Source organism: Spirosoma soli (assembly GCF_042684525.1).
GTDB lineage: Bacteria > Bacteroidota > Bacteroidia > Cytophagales > Spirosomataceae > Spirosoma > Spirosoma soli.
On record NZ_JBHULN010000026.1, the window covers coordinates 62503 to 87497 of the forward strand.

The 24995-nt window shown below is 50.5% G+C and carries 20 protein-coding genes; 10 read left to right on the plus strand and 10 right to left on the minus strand.

Annotated features, from left to right (window positions below; genetic code table 11):
• Positions 1–59: 59 nt before the first annotated feature.
• Positions 60–3248: a choice-of-anchor Q domain-containing protein gene (locus ACFSUS_RS27125; RefSeq protein WP_381527892.1), complete on the minus strand. Its 3189-nt coding sequence runs from the start codon at positions 3246–3248 to the stop codon at positions 60–62.
• A gap of 1182 nt (positions 3249–4430) precedes the next feature.
• Between ACFSUS_RS27125 and ACFSUS_RS27130 the strand changes: the two genes are divergently transcribed.
• The 3 genes from ACFSUS_RS27130 to ACFSUS_RS27140 all read left to right on the plus strand — a co-directional run bounded on the left by ACFSUS_RS27130 (position 4431) and on the right by ACFSUS_RS27140 (position 7562).
• Positions 4431–5627, plus strand: coding sequence for an argininosuccinate synthase (locus ACFSUS_RS27130; RefSeq protein ID WP_381527894.1), 1197 nt, complete (start codon positions 4431–4433; stop codon positions 5625–5627).
• Positions 5628–5790: 163 nt separating this feature from the next.
• Positions 5791–6771 (plus strand): N-acetyl-gamma-glutamyl-phosphate reductase, encoded by a 981-nt coding sequence (gene argC, locus ACFSUS_RS27135; protein WP_381527896.1) that lies wholly within the window; start codon positions 5791–5793, stop codon positions 6769–6771.
• Positions 6772–6965: 194 nt separating this feature from the next.
• Entirely contained in the window at positions 6966–7562 is a 597-nt protein-coding gene (locus ACFSUS_RS27140) for a hypothetical protein (protein WP_381527898.1), read from the plus strand.
• Between the two features lie 20 nt (positions 7563–7582).
• On the opposite strand, the gene ACFSUS_RS27145 is transcribed toward ACFSUS_RS27140, so the two are convergent.
• The 4 genes from ACFSUS_RS27145 to ACFSUS_RS27160 all read right to left on the minus strand — a co-directional run bounded on the left by ACFSUS_RS27145 (position 7583) and on the right by ACFSUS_RS27160 (position 12589).
• Entirely contained in the window at positions 7583–8854 is a 1272-nt protein-coding gene (locus ACFSUS_RS27145) for a replication-associated recombination protein A (protein ID WP_381527900.1), read from the minus strand.
• 112 nt (positions 8855–8966) lie between these two features.
• Positions 8967–9566 (minus strand): RNA polymerase sigma factor, encoded by a 600-nt coding sequence (locus ACFSUS_RS27150; protein WP_381527902.1) that lies wholly within the window; start codon positions 9564–9566, stop codon positions 8967–8969.
• A 97-nt stretch (positions 9567–9663) separates the two neighbouring features.
• The gene (ade, locus tag ACFSUS_RS27155; protein WP_381527904.1) at positions 9664–11376 is read right to left on the minus strand and encodes an adenine deaminase; all 1713 of its coding nucleotides are present in this window, start codon (positions 11374–11376) and stop codon (positions 9664–9666) included.
• Position 11377: 1 nt separating this feature from the next.
• The gene (locus ACFSUS_RS27160) at positions 11378–12589 is read right to left on the minus strand and encodes an acyltransferase family protein (protein ID WP_381527906.1); all 1212 of its coding nucleotides are present in this window, start codon (positions 12587–12589) and stop codon (positions 11378–11380) included.
• Between the two features lie 132 nt (positions 12590–12721).
• On the opposite strand from ACFSUS_RS27160, the gene ACFSUS_RS27165 reads away from it, so the two are divergent.
• Together ACFSUS_RS27165 and ACFSUS_RS27170 are read left to right on the plus strand one after the other, a co-directional pair.
• A complete protein-coding gene (locus tag ACFSUS_RS27165; RefSeq protein WP_381527908.1) occupies positions 12722–14404 on the plus strand; it encodes a UxaA family hydrolase in 1683 nt (560 codons plus the stop codon).
• A gap of 81 nt (positions 14405–14485) precedes the next feature.
• Positions 14486–15259 carry an SDR family NAD(P)-dependent oxidoreductase gene (locus tag ACFSUS_RS27170; protein ID WP_381527911.1) on the plus strand — a complete coding sequence of 258 codons (774 nt, stop codon included), beginning with the start codon at positions 14486–14488 and terminating at the stop codon, positions 15257–15259.
• Positions 15260–15344: 85 nt separating this feature from the next.
• Here the strand turns inward: ACFSUS_RS27170 and ACFSUS_RS27175 are convergent, their stop codons facing one another.
• Entirely contained in the window at positions 15345–16433 is a 1089-nt protein-coding gene (locus ACFSUS_RS27175) for a DUF4932 domain-containing protein (protein WP_381527914.1), read from the minus strand.
• Positions 16434–16714: 281 nt separating this feature from the next.
• On the opposite strand from ACFSUS_RS27175, the gene ACFSUS_RS27180 reads away from it, so the two are divergent.
• Both ACFSUS_RS27180 and ACFSUS_RS27185 read left to right on the plus strand, forming a co-directional pair.
• On the plus strand, positions 16715–17569 hold the full coding sequence (locus tag ACFSUS_RS27180; protein WP_381527917.1) for a fumarylacetoacetate hydrolase family protein: 855 nt from the start codon (positions 16715–16717) through the stop codon (positions 17567–17569).
• Between the two features lie 105 nt (positions 17570–17674).
• Positions 17675–18499 carry an amidohydrolase family protein gene (locus tag ACFSUS_RS27185; protein ID WP_381527920.1) on the plus strand — a complete coding sequence of 275 codons (825 nt, stop codon included), beginning with the start codon at positions 17675–17677 and terminating at the stop codon, positions 18497–18499.
• A 214-nt stretch (positions 18500–18713) separates the two neighbouring features.
• Here the strand turns inward: ACFSUS_RS27185 and ACFSUS_RS27190 are convergent, their stop codons facing one another.
• The 3 genes from ACFSUS_RS27190 to ACFSUS_RS27200 are packed head-to-tail and all read right to left on the minus strand — an operon-like array spanning position 18714 to position 20868.
• The gene (locus ACFSUS_RS27190; RefSeq protein WP_381527922.1) at positions 18714–20264 is read right to left on the minus strand and encodes an FG-GAP repeat domain-containing protein; all 1551 of its coding nucleotides are present in this window, start codon (positions 20262–20264) and stop codon (positions 18714–18716) included.
• 51 nt (positions 20265–20315) lie between these two features.
• Positions 20316–20702, minus strand: coding sequence for an SET domain-containing protein-lysine N-methyltransferase (locus tag ACFSUS_RS27195; protein WP_381527945.1), 387 nt, complete (start codon positions 20700–20702; stop codon positions 20316–20318).
• A 34-nt stretch (positions 20703–20736) separates the two neighbouring features.
• Complete coding sequence (locus ACFSUS_RS27200) at positions 20737–20868, minus strand: SET domain-containing protein (protein ID WP_381527924.1); 132 nt, start codon at positions 20866–20868, stop codon at positions 20737–20739.
• A gap of 200 nt (positions 20869–21068) precedes the next feature.
• Here ACFSUS_RS27200 and ACFSUS_RS27205 point away from each other — a divergent pair, with 200 nt between their 5' ends.
• Positions 21069–22553, plus strand: coding sequence for a gluconokinase (locus ACFSUS_RS27205; RefSeq protein ID WP_381527926.1), 1485 nt, complete (start codon positions 21069–21071; stop codon positions 22551–22553).
• Between the two features lie 204 nt (positions 22554–22757).
• Here ACFSUS_RS27205 and ACFSUS_RS29200 read toward each other — a convergent pair whose 3' ends face one another.
• Complete coding sequence (locus ACFSUS_RS29200) at positions 22758–23039, minus strand: hypothetical protein (protein WP_456243011.1); 282 nt, start codon at positions 23037–23039, stop codon at positions 22758–22760.
• Between the two features lie 275 nt (positions 23040–23314).
• On the opposite strand from ACFSUS_RS29200, the gene ACFSUS_RS27215 reads away from it, so the two are divergent.
• On the plus strand, positions 23315–24196 hold the full coding sequence (locus ACFSUS_RS27215; RefSeq protein WP_381527928.1) for a hypothetical protein: 882 nt from the start codon (positions 23315–23317) through the stop codon (positions 24194–24196).
• A gap of 3 nt (positions 24197–24199) precedes the next feature.
• Positions 24200–24994, plus strand: a complete 795-nt coding sequence (locus ACFSUS_RS27220; protein WP_381527930.1) for a LytR/AlgR family response regulator transcription factor — start codon at positions 24200–24202, stop codon at positions 24992–24994.
• Position 24995 lies beyond the last annotated feature (1 nt).

The window sequence follows — 24995 nt, forward strand, 5'->3', positions numbered from 1 at the left end:
GTATCGTACCACTCAGGGGACTGTGGAGCTCTTGAGTGGTACGATACTTGAACAAATTCTTACTGCTTGAGTAACTTAACTGTTGTCTGTTGAGTAGTACTAGTCACCTTTAGCAACAGTACACCGGTTGCCCCATTACCCACATCTAACCTCATTCGCTGGGGGGAAACGGCCAATGGTACGTGTTGACTACTCACGTATCTACCTTGAACATCAACTACTTGGGCCTGGAGGCTTTGATCGGCTGCTCCAATCACGTCTATCTCGACCGTTGAGTGACTAATTGGATTACCTAGCACCCGCACCTCTAGCTTAGCCACCGGTTCAGCACTAGCTCCCTGACGGGCAGAAGGACACGTGGGTAACTGGTAATCCAGCTTCACTACCTCATAGTCGGTATTATTACGGCCTAGTTGCCGAGCGCTCAGCTTTAACTTCTCTTTCTTGAAGTGTTTAGCCTGTACCGTGACGGGGTTTTCTGACGTCCAGCCCTGGGTCACCGAAGGTATGTGATACTCAATGGGCTGCCCGTTGCCACCCGTAGTTCGTAGCGTCAGCTTGTTTGTAGCGCAATCAAATAAAGGCGCTACTACCTGAAGTGGAGCTGATTGAACTACCACTGTTGCCCTGGTCGGAGCACTGCTACACCCACTCGATTGACAAACCACTGAATACTCGAACGTACCTACGGTGGTAGTCGAGACCGTGATATCACCTGTACCAGCGCTATTATTAGGACCGCTCCAGCTTAAGGTACCCCCCTGGCAGCCGCTGGCCAGCAGGGTGACGTTGCCTAAATACTGCGGTACGCTTACCTGGGCTTGGCCTCCGGGGTAGAGCTGGCCGGTCTGAGTCAGTAGGCTGGGTGGAGCTGGAGCAGCCAGCACACTAACTGCCTGAGTGGAGGTGCTCACGCAGCCCTGGTTGGCTACCGTGTAAGAAACCGAATACGGCCCGCCGACAGCCACCGAAGCGGGGTTGAAGCGAGCCCCTTCGAGACCTGGTCCGGCAAAGCTCCCTCCGGCTGTAGCGGGCACTAAAGGCACAGGGGGAGCGGTCTGGCAGATGGTCGTAGGTAGCCCGGTGAAGCTTGCGTCAGGCAGGGCGTTGAGGGCTAGGCTAGCGGTAGCCGTAGCCGAGCAGCCCGCACTGTTGGTGGCCGTAACGGAGTAGAGACCGGCGGCCGTAGCGGCAATACTCTGGGTAGTCTGCCCATCAGTCCAGAGGTAGGTTAGCCCAGCTGGGGCCGTCAGGGTAGCGGTTTGTCCCTGGCAAATGGCCGTTGCCGAGGGGGTGATACTAACATCTGGGGCGGCCTCAACTGTCAAGGAGAAGGTAGCTGTAGCGGTAAGGTTGTTGGCATCAGTAAGCTGCACACTGACCAGGACCGGTCCTGGAGTATCGGCCCTGAGTGAGATGGTGTTGTCGAGGGGGTTACTGAGGGAGGCCCCAGAGCTGGAGGTCCAGTTGTAAGTGTAGGGCGCCGTGCCACCACTGACCTGGGCTTGCAAGAGGGTAGTGCTGGCTATACACAAGCGGCTTGCGTTAGCGGTCACACTGACTGAGGGCGGGTTGGTGGGCGGCTGGGCTGGGGAGACCGACAGGCTAAAAGCAGTGGAGGTAACGCTGTTGCAGGCGCTGGTAGCTACTAGTGAGTAGGAGCCGGTCTGGGCGGGTTGTACGTTGGTCAGAGTCAGCGTAGCTGAGCTTTGGTTGGTGAGGAGCGTACCATCCTGGTACCAGGCGTAGTTGGTGGCGGAGCTATTAAGCAGGACGGGGACCTGCACAGTAGCCCCCGTAGTAACGATGGATTGGCTAGTTGGTTGCTGGACAATGGCGAGAGATTGATTCGCCGGGCCTTGGTACTCATAAGCTCCAATATCGATGATACCCTCCGAGGGAAAGAACCGAGGGTTACCCGCCAGGTCGGTAGACGGGCCCGAGCGGGTTGTGTAGTAGGCGTTGGTGCCGGCATCAATGGCTGGTGAGCAGGGGCGTAGTTGTAAGGTCTGATCGCTTACAAAGGGTGAGATGGTGAGTGCCGACTCGTCTAAGCAATTAATAAGTTGAGTGTAACCCGTCCCTGTACTGCCACCAGTGGGATGTTTGTATTGAACGTTGACATAAGCGTCTTGACCGCCGTTGTTCCACAGAATGCTGTTGTAGAGCGTAGGGCCCGCATTGAGATATACATAGTTAATATTGAAAGGCGTCGCTTGATTATAAAAAGCCCCTCCCCCCCCAGTGGGAGCAACGTTGCTCTTCAAGGTGCAGTTTACTAACTTTGGGTTGGCTCCTGTATTCACTCCTTGTGCTATAGTGAACATAACCCCGCCTTTAACGGAAGCTGTGTTATTGGTAAAGCTACAGTTGATTAGAACGGGGTTACTTTCGCCATAATAGGAGGATTGTTGCCCTTCCGAAAAATTATACATACTGCCACCACTGGCTGCGGTGTTGAAATCGAATTGACAGTTAGTCAGGCTTGGACTACTTATCCCCCAGAATCCTGAGTTGTAAATAGCGCCCCCTTCGGCTGCTGTGTTGCGGACGAAACCGCAGTTGGTGAATGTAGGCCTAGTGATTCCCAAACCGCCATCGTTAAAGACAGCTCCCCCTTTCCCAGAAGTATAATTGAGGATAAATAAGCAGTTCTGGATCACCGGGGAGCTAGAACCACGCAAATAGCCATCGTTGTACATACCGCCCCCCGCAACTTGGGACGCAAAAGCACCCGGGCTTGATAGAGTTTGAGTGGCGTACCCCCCTGTAATCACTACCCCGTCTAAATGGGTTTGGTCACTGACTTTGGTAAACCGGACAACGTTATTGGTGTTGGCCTGATTGAGTTGATTGTCGTTGTCGATGTCGCCTGATAAAGTTGTACTACTAGGCTGGCTTGGGAGCACAAAATTCACCCGGGCGTCGGGCTCCGGCCCGCTACCTGCGTAGCCGCCAAACACCTGCACTCCTGAAGGTACGATAAAGGATATAGAACGATCGCCTGTCTGGCTGGGCTTATAAAGCCCTCCTGCTAGACGAAAAACCTGGCCTTCAGTAGCATTGGCAAGCTGAGGCTGAAGCTGGTCACCAGGTAAGGCATTGTTCCAGTCGGCGCCGGTCTGCTGGCCAGCACCGGTTGGCGTAACGTAGATTGTCTGAGCCCAGGTACTGAAGGATACGAGAAGTCCTAAACTAATTAACCAGAATCGATGCAGAGCAGCCAGTAAGGTAGTCGTTGTAGTCATAAACAGGTTGTATAAGATATTTGTAAAAAGCAAAGACAGGTAATCAATCCTTTGGTAAGTAGGCCTTATACCAGGCCTGGTATATTGAGCTTCGGCCGGTTTGAGAAGTACTGGCCGAAGAGCCGGGCCTAGCATGGTTAGTTACCCGTAGAAGGTTATTAGCATAGGAAGATAGCGTGTGGACTAGGCGATCCAAGGGGCTTAAAGAAAAATCTACTTGATCAGCCGTAAAAGTAGTCTGGTAGTATAATCCAGCCAAATCAGGCTAAATGGCCATAAAGAGGCCTTGGTATAAAGCAAATCTTATTGTTTAAGTGGATAAGGTCTACATACCTGCTTGGGTTGTTAATGATTATCGGCCTCCTTAAACTAGCTGGCTAGGCTGAAGTAAAATTTAGGGTTATCTACCAGTCACTTATTTATTATATGGTAGGTAGATTTACAGAGGATCGACCGAGCCATACCTCGGTTTAACCGCCCGCTTATCTCAGCGGGCATAAGTAGCCTGATTGAGGGGCTGTTTTGAGGAAGTGCAGTTGCCACAATAAGAGCGCATTTCACCCTGGCAGCAGACAGTACCGTTTCAGCAGCTGCATAGGCAGAGCTGGGCTGCACAAAATCAGGCAGAAGAGTAAAGCTGATACCGAAATGTTTCAGGTAGCTACGTTCTATAAATCAGACGATACCAGTAGGCGTTTTACTACCCAATTAAAGAAGTTAGGCGTGTTCTTTACTATATAATGTATCTAATCGAACCTTCCTGCGAATGGACATTACTGTCACCAGTAAATTGAAGCCATCCTTCTGCCAATGGTTCGCAGTTTGGCAGTGATGGGGGCATCTGAAAAACGTCAATTCAATAGCCAGGCCAATACCTGACAATAGATTAGGCTTTATGAATTCGTCAAAATTTGGAAGGTTTTAGTTATTTCTTTTCCAAGCCATTTTTCAGTTTCGCATTGGGTAATTTACCTTGCAGCTAGCTCATAGACAGAGGGAAGTTTTTGTGCCGTGATGTAATAGTAAGCAAACTAATTCATGAAGTTCATCCGTGTTGTCATAACTCCTTTACATTCATTCTCGCAACATAACGCTAAAAGCCAGATATTTGCCCCGCCAAAACTATCCTGACGGCGGGCAGTCAGCCGCAACGGCCGATGAGCGTCCAACGTCTTCTATCTAATGTCTCAAAAAGTAGTTCTTGCCTTTAGTGGAGGTCTGGATACCTCCTTCTGCGTTAAATATTTGTCGGAAGACCGGGGCATGGAGGTTCACTCCGTACTCGTCGATACCGGTGGCTTCTCCGATACCGAGCTTAAAGCGATTGAAGAGCGGGCGTATTCGCTGGGTGTAAAATCGCACGTTACCATCTCAAAAACGGATGATTATTACCAGCAATGCTTAAAGTTTCTGGTGTTCGGAAACGTATTGAAGAACAACACGTATCCGCTTTGTGTGAGTGCCGAGCGTATTTTTCAGGCTATTGCTGCGGCTGAATATGCCCGTGAGATCGGCGCATCGGCCATCGCGCACGGCTCAACCGGGGCCGGCAACGATCAGGTTCGCTTCGATATGGCGTTCCGGATTATTGCGCCGGATGCCGAAATCATTACCCCAATTCGTGATTTGCGGCTTTCGCGGGAGGCCGAGATTGAATACCTCAAGTCGAAAGGCGTTGAGCAGGAGTGGCATAAAGCCGCTTACTCAATCAATAAAGGACTTTGGGGCACGTCGGTTGGCGGCAAAGAAACGCTTACGTCTGACCAGTTCCTGCCCGAATCAGCCTGGCCAACGCAGGTCACCAAAACGGAGCCCGAAACTATTACGTTAACATTCCAGCACGGTGAGATAAAGGCCATTGGAGAGGAGACGTTCGCCAATCCGGTTGATGCCATTCGTAAGCTAACGGAGATAGCCGGGCCGTTCGGCATTGGTCGCGACATTCACGTTGGCGATACCATCATTGGCATCAAGGGCCGGGTGGGCTTTGAGGCACCCGCCCCGCTCATTTTGCTGAAGGCGCACCATACGCTCGAAAAGCATGTCTTGACCAAATGGCAGCTGTACTGGAAAGAGCAGTTATCAAATTGGTACGGAACCATGCTGCACGAAGGCCAATTTATGGACCCTGTGCTGCGGAATATTGAAACGTTCCTGAGCGATACGCAAGGGCACGTATCTGGTAAAGTGCACGTACTATTGGCTCCTTATCGCTTCCAGGTGCTGGGTATCGAGTCGGACCATGACCTCATGGCGTCGGTATTTGGCTCTTACGGTGAAATGAACAATGCCTGGACGGGCGACGACGTTCGGGGCTTCTCCAAAGTAGCATCCAATCAGGTAATGATTTACGAGAAAATACGGGATCGTAACTCGTAAGTCAACTACGTATTATGCACGAGGGTGTTGGTTGTGCAAATCAACACCTCGTGTTTAATTAATCCTCGTACCAGGCAATGGCATACGTTCTGTTGAAGAGGTCTCTATTATGAGACAAATTCATGGACATAGGCGTTGTCCAGTTTAACGAACACGATTCTGAATGAAAATTAACGTTGGTATCATCGGCGGGGCAGGCTATACCGGGGGCGAACTGCTACGTATTCTTGTTAATCACCCATTTGTAAACGTAGCCTTCGTACATAGCAATAGTCAGGCTGGTAAACCCGTTTGGACTGTCCATACCGATTTGTTGGGCGATACGGACCTGACGTTTGCCAGCGAAGAGCCAACCGCGTTACTAGCGCAGGAAGGGCTCGACGCCATTTTTCTATGCTCTGGTCACGGAGCTTCGGCGGCCTTTATGGCGGAGCACGACATCTCGGACGATGTCACCATCATTGATCTTAGCAACGATTTCCGCGACGAGCATGATGATTTTGTATATGGTCTACCCGAACTTCAGCGCGAGCGAATTCAGGAAGCTACTCGCATTGCTAATCCCGGTTGTTTTGCCACCAGCATTCAACTAGCCTTGCTGCCATTAGCCAAAGCGGGCCTGTTGACCGAGGCCGTTCAGGTGAGTGCCATTACAGGCAGCACCGGAGCGGGGCAGGCTCTTTCGCCCACGACCCACTTTTCGTGGCGGAACAACAACATTTCGATCTACAAAGCCTTTACGCATCAGCACCTCGCAGAAATTCGGCAAAGCCTGACTCAGCTTGATCCCGACTTTAACCATGCCATCAATTTCGTACCGTATCGGGGCGATTTTACCCGAGGCATCATGGCGAATGTGTACACGCCTTTTTCGGGTACACGGGAAGAAGCAAAGGAGTTGTACCGGACCTACTACGAATCTCACCCGTTTACGCACCTCAGCGATGCACCGGTCGATGTAAAACAGGTAGTGAATACCAACAAGTGTTTTTTACACCTCGAACTGCACGACGGCCAGCTACTGATTACGAGTGTAATTGACAACTTAACCAAAGGTGCGTCGGGGCAGGCTGTGCAAAACATGAATTTGGTGTTTGGCTTACCCGAAGATAGCGGCCTTCGGCTCAAAGCAGCAGGATTTTAATCGAAATCGGCAAAACAGATAGCTGGCGGGCTAACGTTACCGAATACATAGACTTTCATACACAAGCCGTTTTCGTTACGTCAATTTCCAGCCATTGGCCTATGCATACTTATCTACGGCTCATACATTTAGTAAGCTGCCTGGCCTTTTGCTGGATGTGTATTGGCTGTAAGGCTACGTCGTCATCTACAACGTTGGAACCGAGCTTCTATCAAATCTTTCGTTCGGCTAAGCCCGAGTTAGCCAAACGGAAAGTGTATGTAATGGACACTGGCGATACGCTCCAGTTAGTGCTTCCTCAAACTGGGGAACGGCGCTCTGTACCGTCCAGAACATACGAGAAGTGGAGTTTTTATCGTACTGAGATCGACGTTGACGTATTTACGCTGCCGTTCAAAATCCGGCCGTCTCAGGCAGGTTTACCGCCCCAGCTAAACTCGAATTTCAACGCGGCTGTGTATCTGGGTCGGCGGCTGGATTTCCATCAGTACCGCTGGCAGTCAATTACACCTACGCTGGGCGTTCGGCAATTACGTAGTCAGGGGTTTGGCTATGGCCTGTTTGCCGGTATTGGCTCGGCCACGATTAATGACCTTGTTACGAGCAATCGAGTCGGTTACGAATATGAGGGCGTGATTTTAGATGCGGGGCTGGCTGGGATTTATGACGCACGAGTGTTTAACGTAGGTCTTGCTGTCGGGTTTGATTATTTGATTGATCAAAACCGACAGGCTTGGGTGTACCATAACAAACCCTGGATTGGCGTATTATTTGGCCTTAATCTGAATTAAGCCGCTATGTGCTTTTTGGCTCAATAGCCATACCATTCACCCCACCATTTTTGTAAATTTCGTCGGATTTCGGCCTCCCGGGCGTTTTGACCGGGTTCGTAGAGCTTGTGTCCCTGTAAGTCGTCGGGGAGAAAATTCTGCTGAACAAAATTGCCTTCGTGGGCGTGAGCGTACTGGTACTCTTTACCATAGCCAATCTGCTTCATAAGCTTGGTCGGCGCGTTACGTAGATGCAGCGGTACGGGTAAATGCGCTGTTTTCTCTGCTAACGCAATGGCATCGTCGATGGCTACGTAACTCGCGTTACTTTTAGGCGATGTCGCCAGATAAACCGCCACCTGCGACAAAATAATTCGGCCTTCGGGCATGCCGATAGCTTTTATGGCCTGTACTGCCTCCGACGCCATAATCATAGCCGTTGGGTTAGCATTGCCAATGTCTTCAGATGCCAGAATTAGCATTCGCCGGGCAATGAAAACCGGATCTTCACCCGCAATGATCATTCGGGCCATCCAGTACAAGGCTGCGTTCGGATCGGAGCCGCGTAATGATTTAATAAATGCGGAAATGATATCGTAATGCTGTTCCCCCGACTTGTCATATCGGGCAATGTTCTGTTGGGCAACGGTCGTTACGACTTCGTCCGTGATTACCAACGGGTCGGCAGAAACATGAGCCGAGGCAACTAGCTCAAGTAGGTTTAATAGTTTACGGCCGTCGCCACCCGACAGGCGTAGTAAGGCATCATACGACGCTACGGTTATGTTCTTTGACTGCAAAAAGGCATCGCGCGCGATAGCTCGGTCAACAAGCTCGATAAGCTCGTCGCGGCTCAGGCTTTCTAGGATGTACACCTGGCAGCGCGATAACAAAGCGCTGTTTACTTCAAACGAAGGATTCTCGGTGGTAGCTCCTACGAGGGTAATCTGCCCTTTCTCAACCGCGCCTAACAAAGCATCCTGCTGGCTTTTATTAAAGCGGTGAATCTCATCGATAAACACGACTGGGGGAAAGATTCCGGTTGGCCGGCTCAATACGTCCCGGATTTCTTTAACGCCTGAATTGATGGCGCTCAAGGCTACGAAGGGGCGCTTAACGGCTTCGGCCAGCAGCAAAGCCAGCGTCGTTTTACCAACGCCCGGTGGTCCCCATAAGATCATAGAGGGTAATCGTCCGGCGTCGACCGCTCGCCGTAAAGCACCACTGGGACCTATTAATTTACGTTGGCCAATAACATCGTCGAGGGTGCGGGGGCGAACCCGCTCGGGTAGGGGCGTTGAGTCCGTATTCATTAAGCGAAGTTACCCGAACAACCTGGCCCGCGCAACCACTGCTGGGGTAAAACAAAAACCCGGTAGCCATTCGTTGGCTACCGGGTTCGATCAAGTTTAGGAATAGTCAGGGTTAAAGCGCAACATTCTCGGGCGTTACGTACCGTTTGAGGTTACTCATTGCGCCGAAGATAAGGTTGTATACAGATTGGATATTGATTTCCATGAGGGCCGAAATCTCTTCGTTGCTCATGTTCTGAAAATAGCGGAGATGGACGGCTTCGCGCTGACGCCGGGGTAGTTTTTCGAGGGCCTGATGCAGGCAATCATTCATGTAAGAATCTTCCTCGTGGGCAATTAGTAGGTTCTCATGAGACTGATCGGCACCGGGGAGGGTATCGCCTACCCGTCGGCCGTTTGTAATCTCATCCTGACTAACTAGCTTCTGCTCAGCGGTTAAGTGACGAACCAGCTTCCGTTTGATGGAGGCCATCAAATAAAATCGTACTGAAGTGGTTGGGCCAATGGTGGTGCGGTGCTTCCAAAGCTCGACAAACAAGTCGTGGATGCAATCTTTGATTAGTGCCCGGTCGGTGGCAAAATGAGCGCAGTAATGGTAAAGGGTTTGCACGTAATTCTGATACAACCGAGCGAACGCGTTTTCATCGCCACCACGAAACTGATTCCATAATGTTTCGTCATCGGGGCCGGTTTGTGTACGAGAGCGAGCCATGAGCGGGTAGGTAAGAGGTAAGGATTAAGAATAGCCTTGGGATGTGTAAACATATCTATAAAAAATAGAATTTAAAACGGTAGATTAATAAAATTTTTTAATGGCCCTTTTTCACTATTTGAAGGGGGGTAAATTGAAAAGCCCCGCCATCGAATAAGCCTTTGTCACTTAATTTAAGATAAGGAATCACCAGTAACGCCATGAAGGAGAGCGTCATAAATGGAGCAGCTAAGGTGCTACCTAACTCTTGTTTCGCAAACTGGTCAAGGGCTGTGTACTGAGCCGCGATGTCGTAACCATCGGTGTCTGTCATCAGCCCCGCTACCGGCAGCGCCAAAAGTTGCGTCTCTGGCGTCGTTGTCAGATGGAGGAACTTACGACGGCTCATCAGCTCATGGTCATGTTCGTGAGGTATTGTACCAGCCACGGCGGCTAATCCTCCTTGAGCTTCAATAACCAGATTGACCGCCTGGCTGATGCTTTCGTCGGTGCAGCCTACCGCCGTAATGTTATGCGAGTCGTGGCCAACAGAAGAGGCAAGCGCTCCGTGTTTTAAGCCGAAGTTTTTGATGAATGCAATCGCCGGTGGAACATCCTGGTATCGATTCACGACAACTAGTTTGAGAATATCACGTTCGACATCCGCTACGACCTGACCGTTACGTATGCTAGGCTGTACGGATACACCGTTCGTAATTAATTGCCCATCGAGTGCTTCAATGACGCGGATACTCGTTGTTTCAGCGACGATATCGACCGCGAAATCGGCGGCTGTTTTGGGCGAACAGTTAAACTGATTGACGTGCTCACTGCGCAGGTCCGGGATCTTCGACTCGCCATCTTCGGCCACAACTTCTCCGTTGATGACGGTCTGTTGCACCCGGAAGTCTTGTAGATTGTTGATGACGATATAATCGGCTGCATCACCTTCGCGGAGTAGGCCGACCGGTAAACGGTAATGCAGTACTGGATTCAGGCAGGCAGCCCGTAGAATATTCCATAACGAGTGGCCTTTTGCCAACGCTCGTAACACCAACTGGTTGATGTGCCCTTCGGCCAGTGTATCCGGGTGTTTATCGTCGGAGCAGAACATAATCTGCATTGGGAATTCGGCCAGAAGTGGAATCAGGGCTTCAAAGTTCCGGGCTGCGCTGCCTTCCCGAATAAGAATATTCATCCCGCGCTGGGCTTTATCGAGCCCTTCTTCATACGTAAAGCACTCGTGGTCGGTGCTGATACCGGCGTCAATGTATTGTTGAGCGGCATCGCCTGTCAGACCAGGTGCGTGACCATCAATTGGTTTATTAAAGGCATTGGCCAGAGCAATCTTGGCCATTACGTCCGGGTCCTGGTGTAGAACACCCGGAAAATTCATCATTTCGGCCAGGTAGCCGATTTCTTTCATGGCCAGTAGATTACGAACATCACGGACGCCAATGGTAGCCCCGGCCGTTTCGAAGGTCGTGGCCGGAACACAGGAGGGGGCACCGAACATGAATTTAAAAGGTACGCGCTTGCCTTCTTGGATCATATATTCGACGCCGGCAACGCCCAGTACGTTACCGATTTCGTGAGGGTCTGATACCGTGCCGACGGTACCGTGCACAACGGCTAACCGGGCAAACTGAGGTGGAGTGAGTAATGAGCTTTCAACATGAACATGCGCATCGATAAAACCGGGTAGGATGTACGGTTCGCCGGGCCGTTCGCGCCCGAGACGGTCGATTTGTGCGATGCGGCCTTTTTCAATAGTGATGTTGCCGTAGAAAATCGTTTGATCAAAGAGATTTAATATGTTGGCTGTGGGCATGTTAAATGCGGATAAAGAGTTTACGGCGGTACATCCACCGCAGAATCAGGTAAAAAATAAAGAGCGTAACGACTCCAACAAGCAGCGGTTCGTAGGCAGGGCCCAGCATCTGAAAAGGAGCGTGGCCCAAATGGATATACAGCGAATCAATAATGAAACGGTCGATCAGGTGAACGAGGCAGTAAATTGCAATGGAATTCATCCCAACGACCACTAACGGAAAGGCCCATCGGCGCCCGGACTGCGCAACATCAATTATGTAGTAGAACGCAGCTAATAGCATAAAACACCACCCACCACTAAACAGCACCCAGGCAGGTGTCCAGATGCGCTTAACGATGGGACATATACCAACAATCTGCAGTAACAGACCCGCTATAATTCCTATCCCCCCGGCTACGACAAACCGCTTGAGTTTGTCCAACTGTGTCATCGCTGCTGACCGCAGCCACCACCCTGCCTGTAACCCGAGCAGCATGGTACCCAACGTGGGAATAAAGCTGAGGGTAGCATAACCACCCTCGTTGAAGCTGAATGGCGTTTCGCGGGGGAACAGGTTCAGAAACCATCGATCAAACGCCCAGGCAAGGTTGCTGTTTTTGTTAAAATGAGCCATCAAACCGCTGTAGTGTTCGGGCCAGTTCGATGGTACACCAACGGAGGTATACTTAAAACTAGCGCCTGGGGCCGCATAGAGCACGAACGCCAGCCAATAAACGAACAGAATGGAACCCAGCGCAATCCAGCTGGTTCGAGGGCGGGTGTGACCCAGCAGAAAAAGAAAAGGATAACCAAGGCCAATCTGTGTCAGGGTATCCTCAAACGTGAAATAGGTTTGATTGGCGTGCGTTGAGCGCAAGAAAATGCCTAGTAAAATCAGGATCAGCGACCGTCGGAGCGCATGACCGAACTGAGCGGCAAACGATTGCCCCTGTGCCGCTCGGCTAGCCAGCGAATACGGCAGTGCCACACCGACCAGAAACGAAAACGACGGTTGAATGAGATCGTGAAGCGAGCAGCCTGCCCATTCGACATGACTTTGCTGATCCGCCAAAAAGGCCCAGAGTTTGTTGTTGGGGAACGATTCGTGCAACCGATGAAATTGTAAAAGCTCAGCGGCCATCAATGTCATCACGAAGCCCCGGTATACGTCCAGTGACATAAGACGGTCGGCCAGAAAGCCCGTTTGCTTGGCGGATACGGATGGCACCATGGTTGGGTAGGAATCTTGACGTCAAAACTTGGGATTGGCATTCACATTCGCAATAAAGTTGACCAATCTTTTTAGTAGGGGTGGTATATTTCGGACTGAAGCGTCTCTTTACGTATAAAAACAACTTTTCTGATGCCTGCTCGTGTGTTAAAAGTTCATCCCGCCGATAACGTAATCGTCGCTCTGCGCGATCTGTCGGCTGGCGAGCGAATTGAATTCGAAAATGATATATATGAATTGCCTTACGCGGTGGGGGCTAAGCACAAATTTGTAACCGAAGATCGTCAACCCGGTGATCCTGTTACTATGTATGGCGTGTTGGTTGGTAAAGCAACACAACCAATCCGACGCGGTGAGCCCATTACTACGTTTAACCTCAAACATGATGCTGACCGGTATGGTCTGGATAAAAAACAGCCGTATGCGTGGCAACCGCCCGATGTATCGCGTTGGCAGGGACGTACCTTCATGGGATACCACCGCGCCGATGGGAGCGTAGGCACCCGCAATTATTGGCTTGTGGTGCCGCTGGTTTTCTGCGAAAATCGGAATGTTCTCGTTTTAAAAGACGCTTTCGAGCGCGAACTCGGTTACTCTCAACCCGAAACGTACCGCGAACAGGTTCATGAGTTAGTAAGTCTGTATAAGGCGGGGGAAATAGGCGTTATCCATAAAATGCAGCCCTTCGTCGACGAGTCGCAAAACAGAACCCTGACTCACCCTGCCCAAAACCGTCAGGCGAACCGACCGTTCAAAAATATTGATGGTATCAAGTTTTTAACGCATGAAATGGGTTGTGGTGGTACCCGTCAGGATTCGGCTTATCTGGGGGCTTTACTGGCGGGTTTCATTAACAATCCTAATGTAGCTGGTGCTACGGTGCTGAGCTTAGGTTGCCAGCATCTACAGGCCGACGCAGTAGAGAAAGAGATTCGGCGTCAGAACCCGAGCTTTGATAAACCGCTTCTGATCTATGAACAACAGGCCGGCACAGAGTATGCCCTGATGGCGCAGGCCGTTAAAGAAACGTTTTTGGGCCTAATCGAAATCAACAAGATCGAACGCCAACCAGCTCCGCTCAGCGCTTTAACTGTTGGCTTAAAGTGCGGTGGCTCGGATGGCTTTTCGGGCATTTCGGCCAATCCGGTATTGGGGCATCTGTCAGACACAGTCGTTGGCTTGGGCGGGAAAACCGTATTGGCCGAATTTCCGGAGTTGAACGGCGTAGAGCAGGAACTCATTAACCGAACCGCCGATAACGCTAAGGCTCAAAAGTTCATTAACCTCATGGGAGGTTATTCGGCTCAGGCTGAGGCTGTCGGCTCTGGTTTCGACATGAACCCTTCGCCGGGGAACATTAAAGATGGCTTGATTACGGATGCCATTAAATCAGCAGGTGCTGCTAAAAAGGGCGGTACCGCTCCTGTCACCGACGTATTGGATTACGCTGAACCAGTCACGACACCGGGACTAAACCTGCTTTGCACCCCGGGAAACGATGTTGAGGCCACAACGGGCATGGCGGGCTCCGGCACAAACGTAATTCTGTTCACAACGGGGCTCGGCACGCCTACCGGCAACCCAATTTGCCCGGTTGTGAAGGTGTCCACAAATACGGTACTCAAAAACCGGATGCCTGACGTGATTGACTTCGACTGTGGACCAATCATCGATGGCCAGCAGAGTATTGAACAAAGTGCCGATGCGCTACTGGAGTATATCGTTCGGTTAGCCTCGGGGGAAGAAATTACCCAGGCTGAGCGGCTCGGCCAGGATGACTTCATTCCCTGGAAACGATCTGGTGTATCATTATAAAACAATGAGTGAAAGAGCGAATGAGTGAAAGCATACCCGCTCTTTTACTCATTCGCTCTTTCATTCATTCACTCTTTACCTATGTTCTCACTCAAAAACAAGACGGCTCTTATTACGGGCGGGGCCAGCGGTATCGGCTTGGCTATCTCACAAACATTCGCCCAGGCGGGTGCCATGGTGCACATCCTGGAGTTGAATAGTGAACAGGCTCAGCAGGTGGCCGAGCAGTTAATTGCTGATGGTGGCCGGGCCGAAGCTCATGCCGTAGACGTATCGAATCAGGGGCAGGTTCTGGAAACCATAAATCAGATCGCTGCGAAGGGCCCAATCCATATTTTAGTGAACAACGCTGGCGTGTCGCATATCGGAACGGCGGAGACTACAACTGAAGCCGACTTTGACCGGATTTTTCGGGTCAACGTAAAAGGTGTGTATAACTGCCTGTTTGCCACTATTCCGCATTTCAAAGCCAACGGTGGGGGCGTTATTCTGAACATGGCATCTATTGCGGCTACACTAGGCCTCGCCGATCGCTTTGCTTACTCCATGAGCAAAGGAGCCGTGCTGACAATGACCTTATCGGTGGCAAAAGATTATCTTAAAGATAACATTCGCTGCAACTGCATTTCGCCCGCGCGGGTGCACACGCCCTTCGTCGACGGTTTTATCGCAAAAAGCTACCCGGGTCAGGAAACTGAAATGTTCGAGAAGTTGTCGAAAACACAGCCCATCGGTCGTATGGCTCAACCGTCAGAAATTGGCGCGTTAGCCTTGTACTTATGCTCCGACGAAGCTGGTTTTGTAACAGGCTGCGATTATCCAATCGACGGGGGCTTTACCCGACTGAACACGTAGCGGTAGGGATATAACACACAGGAGCGGAGGTTGCACTAAGAACAAAAAGTTTTCTCTGTGGCCTCCGTTCGTCTGTGTTGTATCCCTATTTGTTAATCTTCGCCAGAGACGCAATCAAGTCGGGGAAGAAAGCCTCAAACGTCGGGTATCTCTTCCGGTTCTGCTCATAATACGTTAGCTGATTAACAAAGTGGGGCAAATAGCGCCACTTGGCATCACGTACTTCTGTAGCTCTGGCGGCCGCCGGATCGTTCATGGCTAACGCGATCCTGACTTCACCCGCTCGCACTACGTACTCGCAGAACTGTGTGTGCCAATCACGATATTGTTGCTGTCCCTCAATGGGTTCGTATAGGTTATTAAAGCGTTCAATCTGCGTTTTGTAGCCAGTCTGATTAGCCAATGGATTGACGAACGAATGACCAAACTCGTGCACAGACAGGCGTCGAATTTCGGGGGCGTTGTTGAAGCCCGGCGAAACTATCCGCTGGTCTTCGCCAATTGTGGGTTTTGAAAGCGGAGAAGTAATATTATAAATGTCCATTCCGTCCTTCGACGCTATTTCCCAGCCCATACCCCAATCTGTATTGAAGAAAGGATTCAGAATAATGTGATAACCGTGTTTGGTGGCACCGTAGTAGGCTTCCAGAACAGGTATAAACGACGCATCGGGCAGGTTCTGAGAGGCCTCGGTCAGTGCTTTCTGGTAGACGTACTGGTTTTCGGCTACGAATTTATCGAATTGAACGTCTCTATAAAACTGGTTAAGCTGGCGCATGAAGCTATCAACCAGGTACTGCGCAGAATCCTTGTTTGGATGAAGTTCACGAAGAATAACTTCACTGACAGGTGCTTTGCGTTGGGCGTTTGGAACGTCAGTGTAATAAAAACTAAGCAGATAAACACCTGTGCCAATTTTATCTTCCAACCGCTTGTATGGAGTAAAGATGGGGTGGTTTTGGGCGCTCTGAAAATGGTGGTATGACCGGCGCATGAGCACACTCGTTGCCATAAAATTTGGATTAGTCAACGTGTCTTTTAGCCAGTTTGTAGTGTTTTGAACGGCGAGAGCATTGAAAATTTCAACATTTTTATTGATTTTAACCGTAACCCTTTTCTGCGCGAAGGCTAACTGGGCGATCAATAAGAGAAGATTAAGATAAAGCGCTTTCATGAACTAATGGAGTATTGAAAGTCGCAATAATAGTAGGTTCATAGGGTAGATTCAATAGGTGCTCTGTGTAGCCTTTTTTCCTCTGTGTTTAAAAAATATTAAGCTGATTGCTAAACCGAATTAGCGGATAGAAGAGCGCCAAGCTAAAGGCTATAGGATAAGGCCGTTCGGTAATTCGATCAAATTATGCGGGTTGTCAGGCGGTTTTAGTTTGTAAGCTGACGAAGTATGGTTAAAATAGCCGCTCAAGGTTCTTTTAACCGAAAGTATACGTTCTCAGCATGAAATTATTTCGCTTCGGCGCCCCCGCTCACGAACATCCCGGTGTAGTATTGCCTACAGGTCAATCCATTGACGTCACTCACTTCGGTGAAGATTATGACGAATCTTTCTTTGCCACTAACGGTCCTGAGCGACTAGCGCATTGGTTAGAAAGTCACGCTCAAAACTGCCCGGAAGTTTCGGCTGATCAGCGCTTTGGGCCGTGCGTGAAACGACCCTCCAAAATTGTTTGTGTCGGACTGAACTACGCCAAACATGCGGCCGAAACGAATGCCCCCATCCCTGCCGAACCAATTCTTTTCTTTAAATCAACAACGGCGCTCTGTGGCCCCAACGACGACGTTATTATCCCGAAACGCTCCGAGAAAACGGATTGGGAGGTTGAGCTAGCCATTATCATCGGTAAAAAGGCCAGCTACGTTGAGCTCGATGACGCCCTGGATTATATTGCCGGTTATGCGCTTCACAACGATTACAGCGAGCGGGCGTTTCAGCTCGAACGAGGTGGTCAGTGGGTAAAAGGGAAAAGCGCGGATACGTTTGCACCACTAGGACCGTACCTTGTCACGAAAGACGAAGTGGCGGACCCGAACGCGCTGCATTTGTGGCTGTCTCTCAATGGCGAACGACTACAGGATTCCAATACCGACGATATGATTTTCAACGTACCGACGCTGGTTAGTTACATCAGTCAGTTCATGACGTTGTTGCCCGGCGATGTGATTTCAACGGGCACGCCGGCAGGCGTTGGTTTGGGGCTTAGTCCACAACGTTACTTAAAGCCGGGTGATGTGGTGGAACTGGGCATCGAAGGGCTAGGCGAGCAGCGGCAAGTAGCAAAGTCATTTGTCTGACCGGCATTGAGCAGATTTTGTTAGTCGCTTTTCTGAAAAACAAAATCCAGTAAATCCTTCCCATCCTCTACATCTCGCCGAGCCGCCGACGCGGTTCAGACAGTTATGATTATTGACGCTCACCAGCACTTCTGGCACTTTGACCCTGTCCGTGACAGCTGGATCACGGACGATATGGCTGTCATAAAACGTGATTTTTTGCCCGCTGATCTAGAGCCGGTTCTGGCTGAAAATGGCATCGCTGGTTGTGTAGCCGTGCAGGCTTCGCAGTCTGAGAGCGAGACAATGTTTCTGGTCAGCATGGCCCAGAATTACGATATTGTGAAGGGCGTTGTTGGGTGGGTCGATTTGCAATCAGTGCAACTGTATGAACGACTGGAAGCTCTGTCGCAATTTGAAGAGATTAAAGGATTCCGGCATGTTGCCCAGGCTGAGCCAGATGATTTTTTCATGCGTCCTGAGGTAGTAAAGGGTATCCGGCAGTTAGCCGCGTTCGACTTTACCTACGATATTCTCATTTATCCCAGTCAGCTGAAGGCCGCTATGCATCTGGTCCGAGCGCTGCCCGAAGTTAAATTTGTGATCGACCATTTGGCTAAGCCTTACATTAAGAAAAAGGAAATTACCCGCTGGGCAAATTTCATGACCGAAATTGCCAAGAACAAGAATGTATCCTGTAAGCTGTCGGGAATGGTTACCGAGGCTGATTGGCAGGAGTGGAGTAAAAAGGACTTCTTCCCGTATCTGGATGTTGTTTTTGAGCAATTTGGCCCTGATCGGCTGATGTTTGGTTCCGACTGGCCAGTATGTCTGGTGGCAGCAAACTACACGCAGGTCAAAACGCTCATTGAAGAATACGTTGATCCCTGGGGAGACGAAGTCCGAGCCAAAGTATTTGGCGCTAATGCGGTGGCGTTTTACAACTTGTGAAGTTGTCTAAACGTCTTGATGTCTTCAGCACATAGACACGTTTAGTTTTTCGCTTTAAAACTAATCCCTAGTTGAAGGAGCCAGTTGTAGCCCGGACGGCCACGTCCGGGTAGCTGTCAGGCTAAGAAATGGTTAGCACACCCGGACGGCTACGTCCGGGCTACAACTGGCCGCGACCAATAATCCTAAACAACTTCTTAAGTACATCAGGACTCTACTTCAGCTTGTTTTCGAGCAGCAGGATACCCGCACCTGGCTTTGCCCATTGATTCATCAGGTCGGCGTATTTAGCGTTGGTGGGTCGGAAAAACGAGCCTAGTAAAATATCATCATCGCCGTCCTGGTCTACATCGCCAGCGTCTATTCGGAGCCAACGCCCCTGGTTGGCCCTCGTAAAGGTGCGCGGGGCGAAGCTAAGATTTCCTTGATTTTCAAAGTAAACAAAGCCCTGATTTGGCTCTTGCGAAAAATCAGGGTAGTGGGCAATGGCCGCTATATCCGCATCACCATCCTGATCGAAATCGCGAATGACCGTTTGCGTTGCTCCATGCATTGGATAAAACCAGGCTTGCCGAAAACGGAATTGGCCGTCGTTGAGAAAAATGCGGACACCGTGGTAGGGTTTCAATACGATGGAGTAATCGGCGTTATCGCCGTTGGTGTACACAAGATCCAGGTCGCCGTCGAGATCAATGTCGTTCAGTTCGAGGTAGCTCGAACCGTAAACGGACGGAAAGCGCAGCACGGTTTTCTTGACAAACGAGCCATTTTGCTGATTGTAATAAACCGCAATCTGTTCATCGCCCTGCGACAGTAAAGCAACTACATCAGGCCATTTATCCTTATTTACATCCTGAATTATGGCTGTTCGAACACCGGGTACGCTGTCCAGAAGATGTTCAGTGTAGCCGCTGGCTGTTTTCTCGTGCCAGCTGAGTTTGCCCAGGTAATTACCAAACTGACAAATCACAACGTCTTCGCGACCGTCTTGATTAAGGTCGGCGGGTATGGCGGCTACAGGACGTTGTAATCCTTGCAGAACAGGAGTCGGTTGTTTATCTGTGGGGTTGAGGTGACTCCATGCGCCGGTCAGTCGGTCGTTCGGGTTTAACATACCAACTGTTAGTAGCTCAGTACTGCCGTCGCGGTTTGTGCGTAGGTCGGTAACCGGGCTGCTTAACTGAACAGAATCTGTCCGCCGTAGGTCTTTGTTAAGCGCGTAAAGATGACCGCGTCCATCACCCGCCCAAATCTGATGACGTATAGAATCATACTTCAGCAGGGTCACGAAACCGTCTATCGCGTATTTTGATAGCTTTGGCTGAAACAAGGACAAACTTAGCTGAACCGGTTTACGGGCAGGTTGCGGTAGAGGTTTTTCGGGAGCCGTGGTGATATAATACGTAACAATCTTTTGCCAGTCGGTGGAGTCAAGCATTGGACTCTCCGGGAAGATTTTCGCCTGTAGAATTCGCGTCATCTCCTCCATGTTGCCGATGCTGGCCAGCGCGTTCATCTGCTGATCCGATTGCCCCATACGAAGTGCCATCTGAGGCAGGACGCCATTCCGCCAGGTAACCTTGTCGAGCAACGAGGGGTCGGGTGCCAGATGACAACTACCGCAGTACGTTTGGGCAAGTTGCCGACCACTTAATTGAGTAGGAACCGGTGGAGCGGTATTCGTTTCGGTGGTTGAAGCCGACTGGCAAGCTTCAAATGCGAGTAAACTAGTGAAAATAAAGGCGGTCAGCCAAGAGAAACGCATGCTTAACACTTTTCACAAATATACCATAAAACTGCCCATCCCCTTATCGTATCAGGCAGTTAACGCACAGGAGTGAAGTACCCGCAGGAAATCGTCGTTCTCCGACGAGCGGATTGCTGGCAACGGTTGGGGCAGGCTGAGAAGCAAAGGGGGAACGTCATACAAACTCAGTCGTAGATCGGCCCGGTACGAGTTGTCCTGTTTTATGTTTCGCCGACAATTGGGTGCTCCACATCGACAGTCAAAGCTTTCGAAATGACCGAAGTAACAATAATAGTCCTCCACAATTTCGTCGCCTGGTGAGATGTCGCGGAGCGCAATACTAATGTTATCGAATTCCAACAAGCCTGTCGAGTTTGAAGCACAGGAATGATTTACGTACTTGCCTTCGTCCCAGGGGATGATTACCCGGTTTATATAATCCAGGTAACTATATATTCAGTTTCCGCTGCTGAAGCGGATCTAACGAACGCTAATCAGATAAGGGAATTTTAACGTCTATGTTATCGGCAATCCAGAGAATTTCGCCCCGTTTGAAATGACGTTTTGCAAACAAGCCTAAGCCCTTAGGTATGCTGGCTATGTAGGTGTCGGAATGTATCATGCGTTCTTTACTAACCTTCTGACTAGTGTTTCAGTCAAAATATGGGCTATCACAAACTAGAGGTAATAATGTTTTATATAGCGACCATCTATTAATCGAGCAGTCTGGTCGTGTATTATTACCGTGTGTTTTTGATAGTAAAACAGCTGACGAATCTCAAAAAAGCGTTGTTTTGGTGTTTCGTTATTTTTCTTCTTACTATGGATTGTTTGCTCGGCCTGGATTTGGGTACAACTAACATTAAAGTACTTGCCGTAACGCCAGACACTTGGGAAATTATTGCTCAATCGTCTATTCCACTACCAACTTTGTCGCCCCAGCCGGGCTATATGGAACAAGATCCGGAAGTGGTCTGGAAAGGTGTCGAAGAAGCGTTAACCGAAGTAAGCATACATGTTCGAAGAAAAAAGCACACCATTAACCGAGTCTGTGTAAGCGGAGCTATGCACAGTTTGCTCGCTGTTGACAAACACGGTAAGCCGCTGATGAACGCCCTGCTCTGGTCCGACAACCGGGCTGAAGAGAAAGCGGCTGAACTTCATGCCCAATCAGCTTCTCTGGGGCGTGGTATTTATGAACATACCGGAACGCCAATCCACCCCATGATTCCGTTGTGTAAATTGGCATGGTTCAAAGAGCAACAACCTGAGTTGTTGCAGCAGACGGCCAAGTTCATTTCGCTGAAAGAGTACGTATGGTGGAAGATGACAGGCCAGTACCAAGTTGATTATTCGATAGCTACGGCTACTGGCCTGTTCGATGTTAAAAGCCGTTCGTGGTATCAGCCGGCCCTCGACTTTGCGGGTGTTAAAGCCAGTCAGCTTTCTGATTTGAAGGAGACTACCTATACGGTGCCCTACGAGCCAGGCGAAGAAATAAAGATTGGATTACCAGCGGGTGTCAAGTTAACCATCGGCGCGTCGGACGGTTGTCTGGCTAACCTGGGAGCGGGCTGCATTGGTCCTGGTATTACCACCATCACTATCGGAACAAGCGGGGCCGTTCGACGCACCGTCAATGAGCCCTTACGTGACCCACACGGCCGGTTGTTTTGTTACTACCTCGACGAACGTGCCGACGGAGATTCGGGCGCAAAGAAACCATACTACGTGTTTGGCGGGCCAACCAATAACGGGGCAAACGTGCTGCAATGGGTAGCCGAAAAGCTGACTCAGCAGGAAACCGAAGACGTAGTGAAACAGGCTGAACGCATTGCGTTAGGTGCCGACGGACTTTTATTTTTACCTTACCTACATGGCGAACGAGCCCCGCTCTGGGATGCCTCTGCACGAGGTGCTTACCTGAACGTAGACTATCAGCATACACGAGCGCATTTTATTCGGGCTGCGCTCGAAGGCGTTATGTTTAACTTGCTAAGCATCGAAGAAATGGTGACGAAGCAAACGGGTCCTGCCAAAGAAATTTACGCTAATGGTGGATTTGCAAAGTCAGATTCCTGGGTGCAAATGATGGCCGATATTTTCGGCGTACCGGTGCGGCTCAATGAAAGTAACGAAAGCACGGCTATGGGTGCCATACTCTTAGCTTCTGACACAGAATCGCCTTTGGAAAGACTCGCCGATGAAGTGTTGTTTGGCGAAACCTTTAAACCAGATGCCGAGCGCCACAAGGCGTATCAACAGGTGTACAAGCGCTGGAAAGAGGCTGTGAATTTGGTTGAGTGAGGTAATGTTTGCTTGGGGTACTGCATAACAGATACAAACGTTTCTTGATATGTAGTCACATAGGTAGTTCCCGGTAGAGTAAACCCGGCACCTTTCTGAGAGGGAGAATGTCACTTTTAGTCTAAGAAAGTTAGCTTTGTTGCCGTCTATCCTTACTCAACCCATCAATAATGGCGATGCCAGCTGGCTACACGTCTGAGTCGCTTATACGCACTCTGGTCTGTCTGATGAGCCTGCTGGTGGCCTCATCGGGCGGTCCTGGTCCGCAAAGTAAAAGCCCTGACGGGACTGACGGCCCATGAGCCGCTGTGCAACTACCGCCTGAAACGAGCCACCCAGCTGCTGCGGGCCGGCGTCCCGGTGAGTGAGACCGTCTCTCGGGTAGGCTTCGAGAGTCGGGCCTACTTTAGCAAGTGTTTCCGGGAGCCCTATCAGCTTAGCCCCAGCGACTTCATGATGCAGGGCTAATTCAAAGGCCTTCCCCACATTTTTTGGTGTTTGGGCCTAAAACGGACCATTTGTTATCGTTTTGCCCGAGGGCAACGGTCTATTTTTGTATCGATATACAACCCCCGAATTAATCATGTTCACTGCTTTATTTCGGTTATTCGTGTACCTAAACCCGTCGTTCATGACCATTTATCGGTATGGATAAATCCAACTAGTTACTTTTAAGAAGATAAGCTCCATACCGTTGGCCCACCGGTATCCCTGGTGGTTTGACAAATTGACGTAACTTGAGTAGCCTTTTCAGTCTACCCATGCTGAGTACGATAGCCCCGATAAAAATCTCCCTGTTCATTTACCTGCTGTTGATAGCCGTGTTTGCCTGTACACCCACCGATCATCAAGACAGTACGACCAGCGCCGATACCTTGTCCGTTGGGGCGGCCCCTGCCCGTCCCAAACGCCGGTGTCGACAAGTGGTATGGCATGCCTATAACACCAACTACTACACCTATACGTTTGATTCCAGCGAGCGGTTAAGTACGTGTTCGGCCGTTGAACACACGTTTAATCAGAAGGATTATCCCCTGAACCAGCAACTAATTTACACCAAGGCGGGCGTACTGGACCAGGTACGCGATGAGCGGGGCTTCAGTCGATACCGTTACAAGAACGGACAATTGGTAGGAATCGACTTTTTTCAGGATGGTCAGCCCATTTACCGCTATCAGGTCAGTACCAATGCGAATGGCCAGATTACAAGGCTACTGGGAATGCCGTTGAACGACAGTGGCCTGATGGCGTACTCGACCCAATACCAGCTGGATGAACAGGGGCGGTATGTGCAACTCGACGTGCGAAACGACCGCAACATCCTGTACTACCGGGTCATTCAGCGGGACTTCAATTCGTCGGTATCCGGTCCTTATCAGTTAATACGGGGCGTGCCCTATGATTTGAACCGCTACCCCTGGATTACTTGGGGAGAGGAGTTTCCTATTAGCAGCGAAGTAGCCCGGCACGTAGACATTTACCGGTTCGCGCCCCCCGAAACGCCCACCCAACTAATCAAACGGGCGGACGTGTCGGTTACCTGGCGAACGGACACCCTGGGCTACGTAACCGGGCAGTTCAGCACCGATGCGCTGACGGGTATCCGGGATACTGTTTCAATCGACTACCTCAACTGTCCCTGACCTATGGCTGACCCGATTAACATCCTGATTATTGAAGATGAAGCGGTGCTCTCCATGGACCTGACCGATTTGCTGGAAGAAGAAGGCTATTTCGTGGTTGGGACGGCTAACAACGGCCCCAAAGCCCTGAGCCTGCACCAGCAAAACCGGCTTGATCTGGCCCTGTGCGATATTCATATCAAAGGCGGTTGGGACGGCATCGAAACGGCCGAACGCCTGCTGGCCGAACGGTCCATTCCCATCATTTTCCTGACCGCCCTAACCGACAAGGCCACGCTCGACCGCGCCATGCGGCTCTACCCATCGGCTTACCTGATCAAACCCATCACCGTACCCGGCCTGCGGGCCGCCATTGAACTGGCGCTGCGAAACTTTACCCAGTCGGTGACGACTCCGCCCGAACCGCTGCCTTCTCTAACCAGTCTGCCTGCGCGCAAAGATGACGCCCGGTCTGGCGAGACCCGAACCGAACCCATTCTGCGGATTGACGACGCCGTGTTTATCAAACATAAATACCAGTTCGTCAAAATCAGCCTCGATGACATCGACTATATCGAAGCCGATGGTTCCTATACGACGTTGGTGACCGCTCAGCACCGCTACGCTCTGCGGCTGACCATTAGCCACGTGCTGGACCGGCTTAGCTTCCCCCGCCTGATTCGCATTCACCGCTCCTATGCGGTCAATCTGAACCGGGTGAGTACCTTCAACGAGCGGGAAGTATGCCTGCCCACCCTGAGCCTGCCGCTGGGCCGACTCTACAAGCCCGACTTTTTGCGCCACTTCGACATTCGGTAAT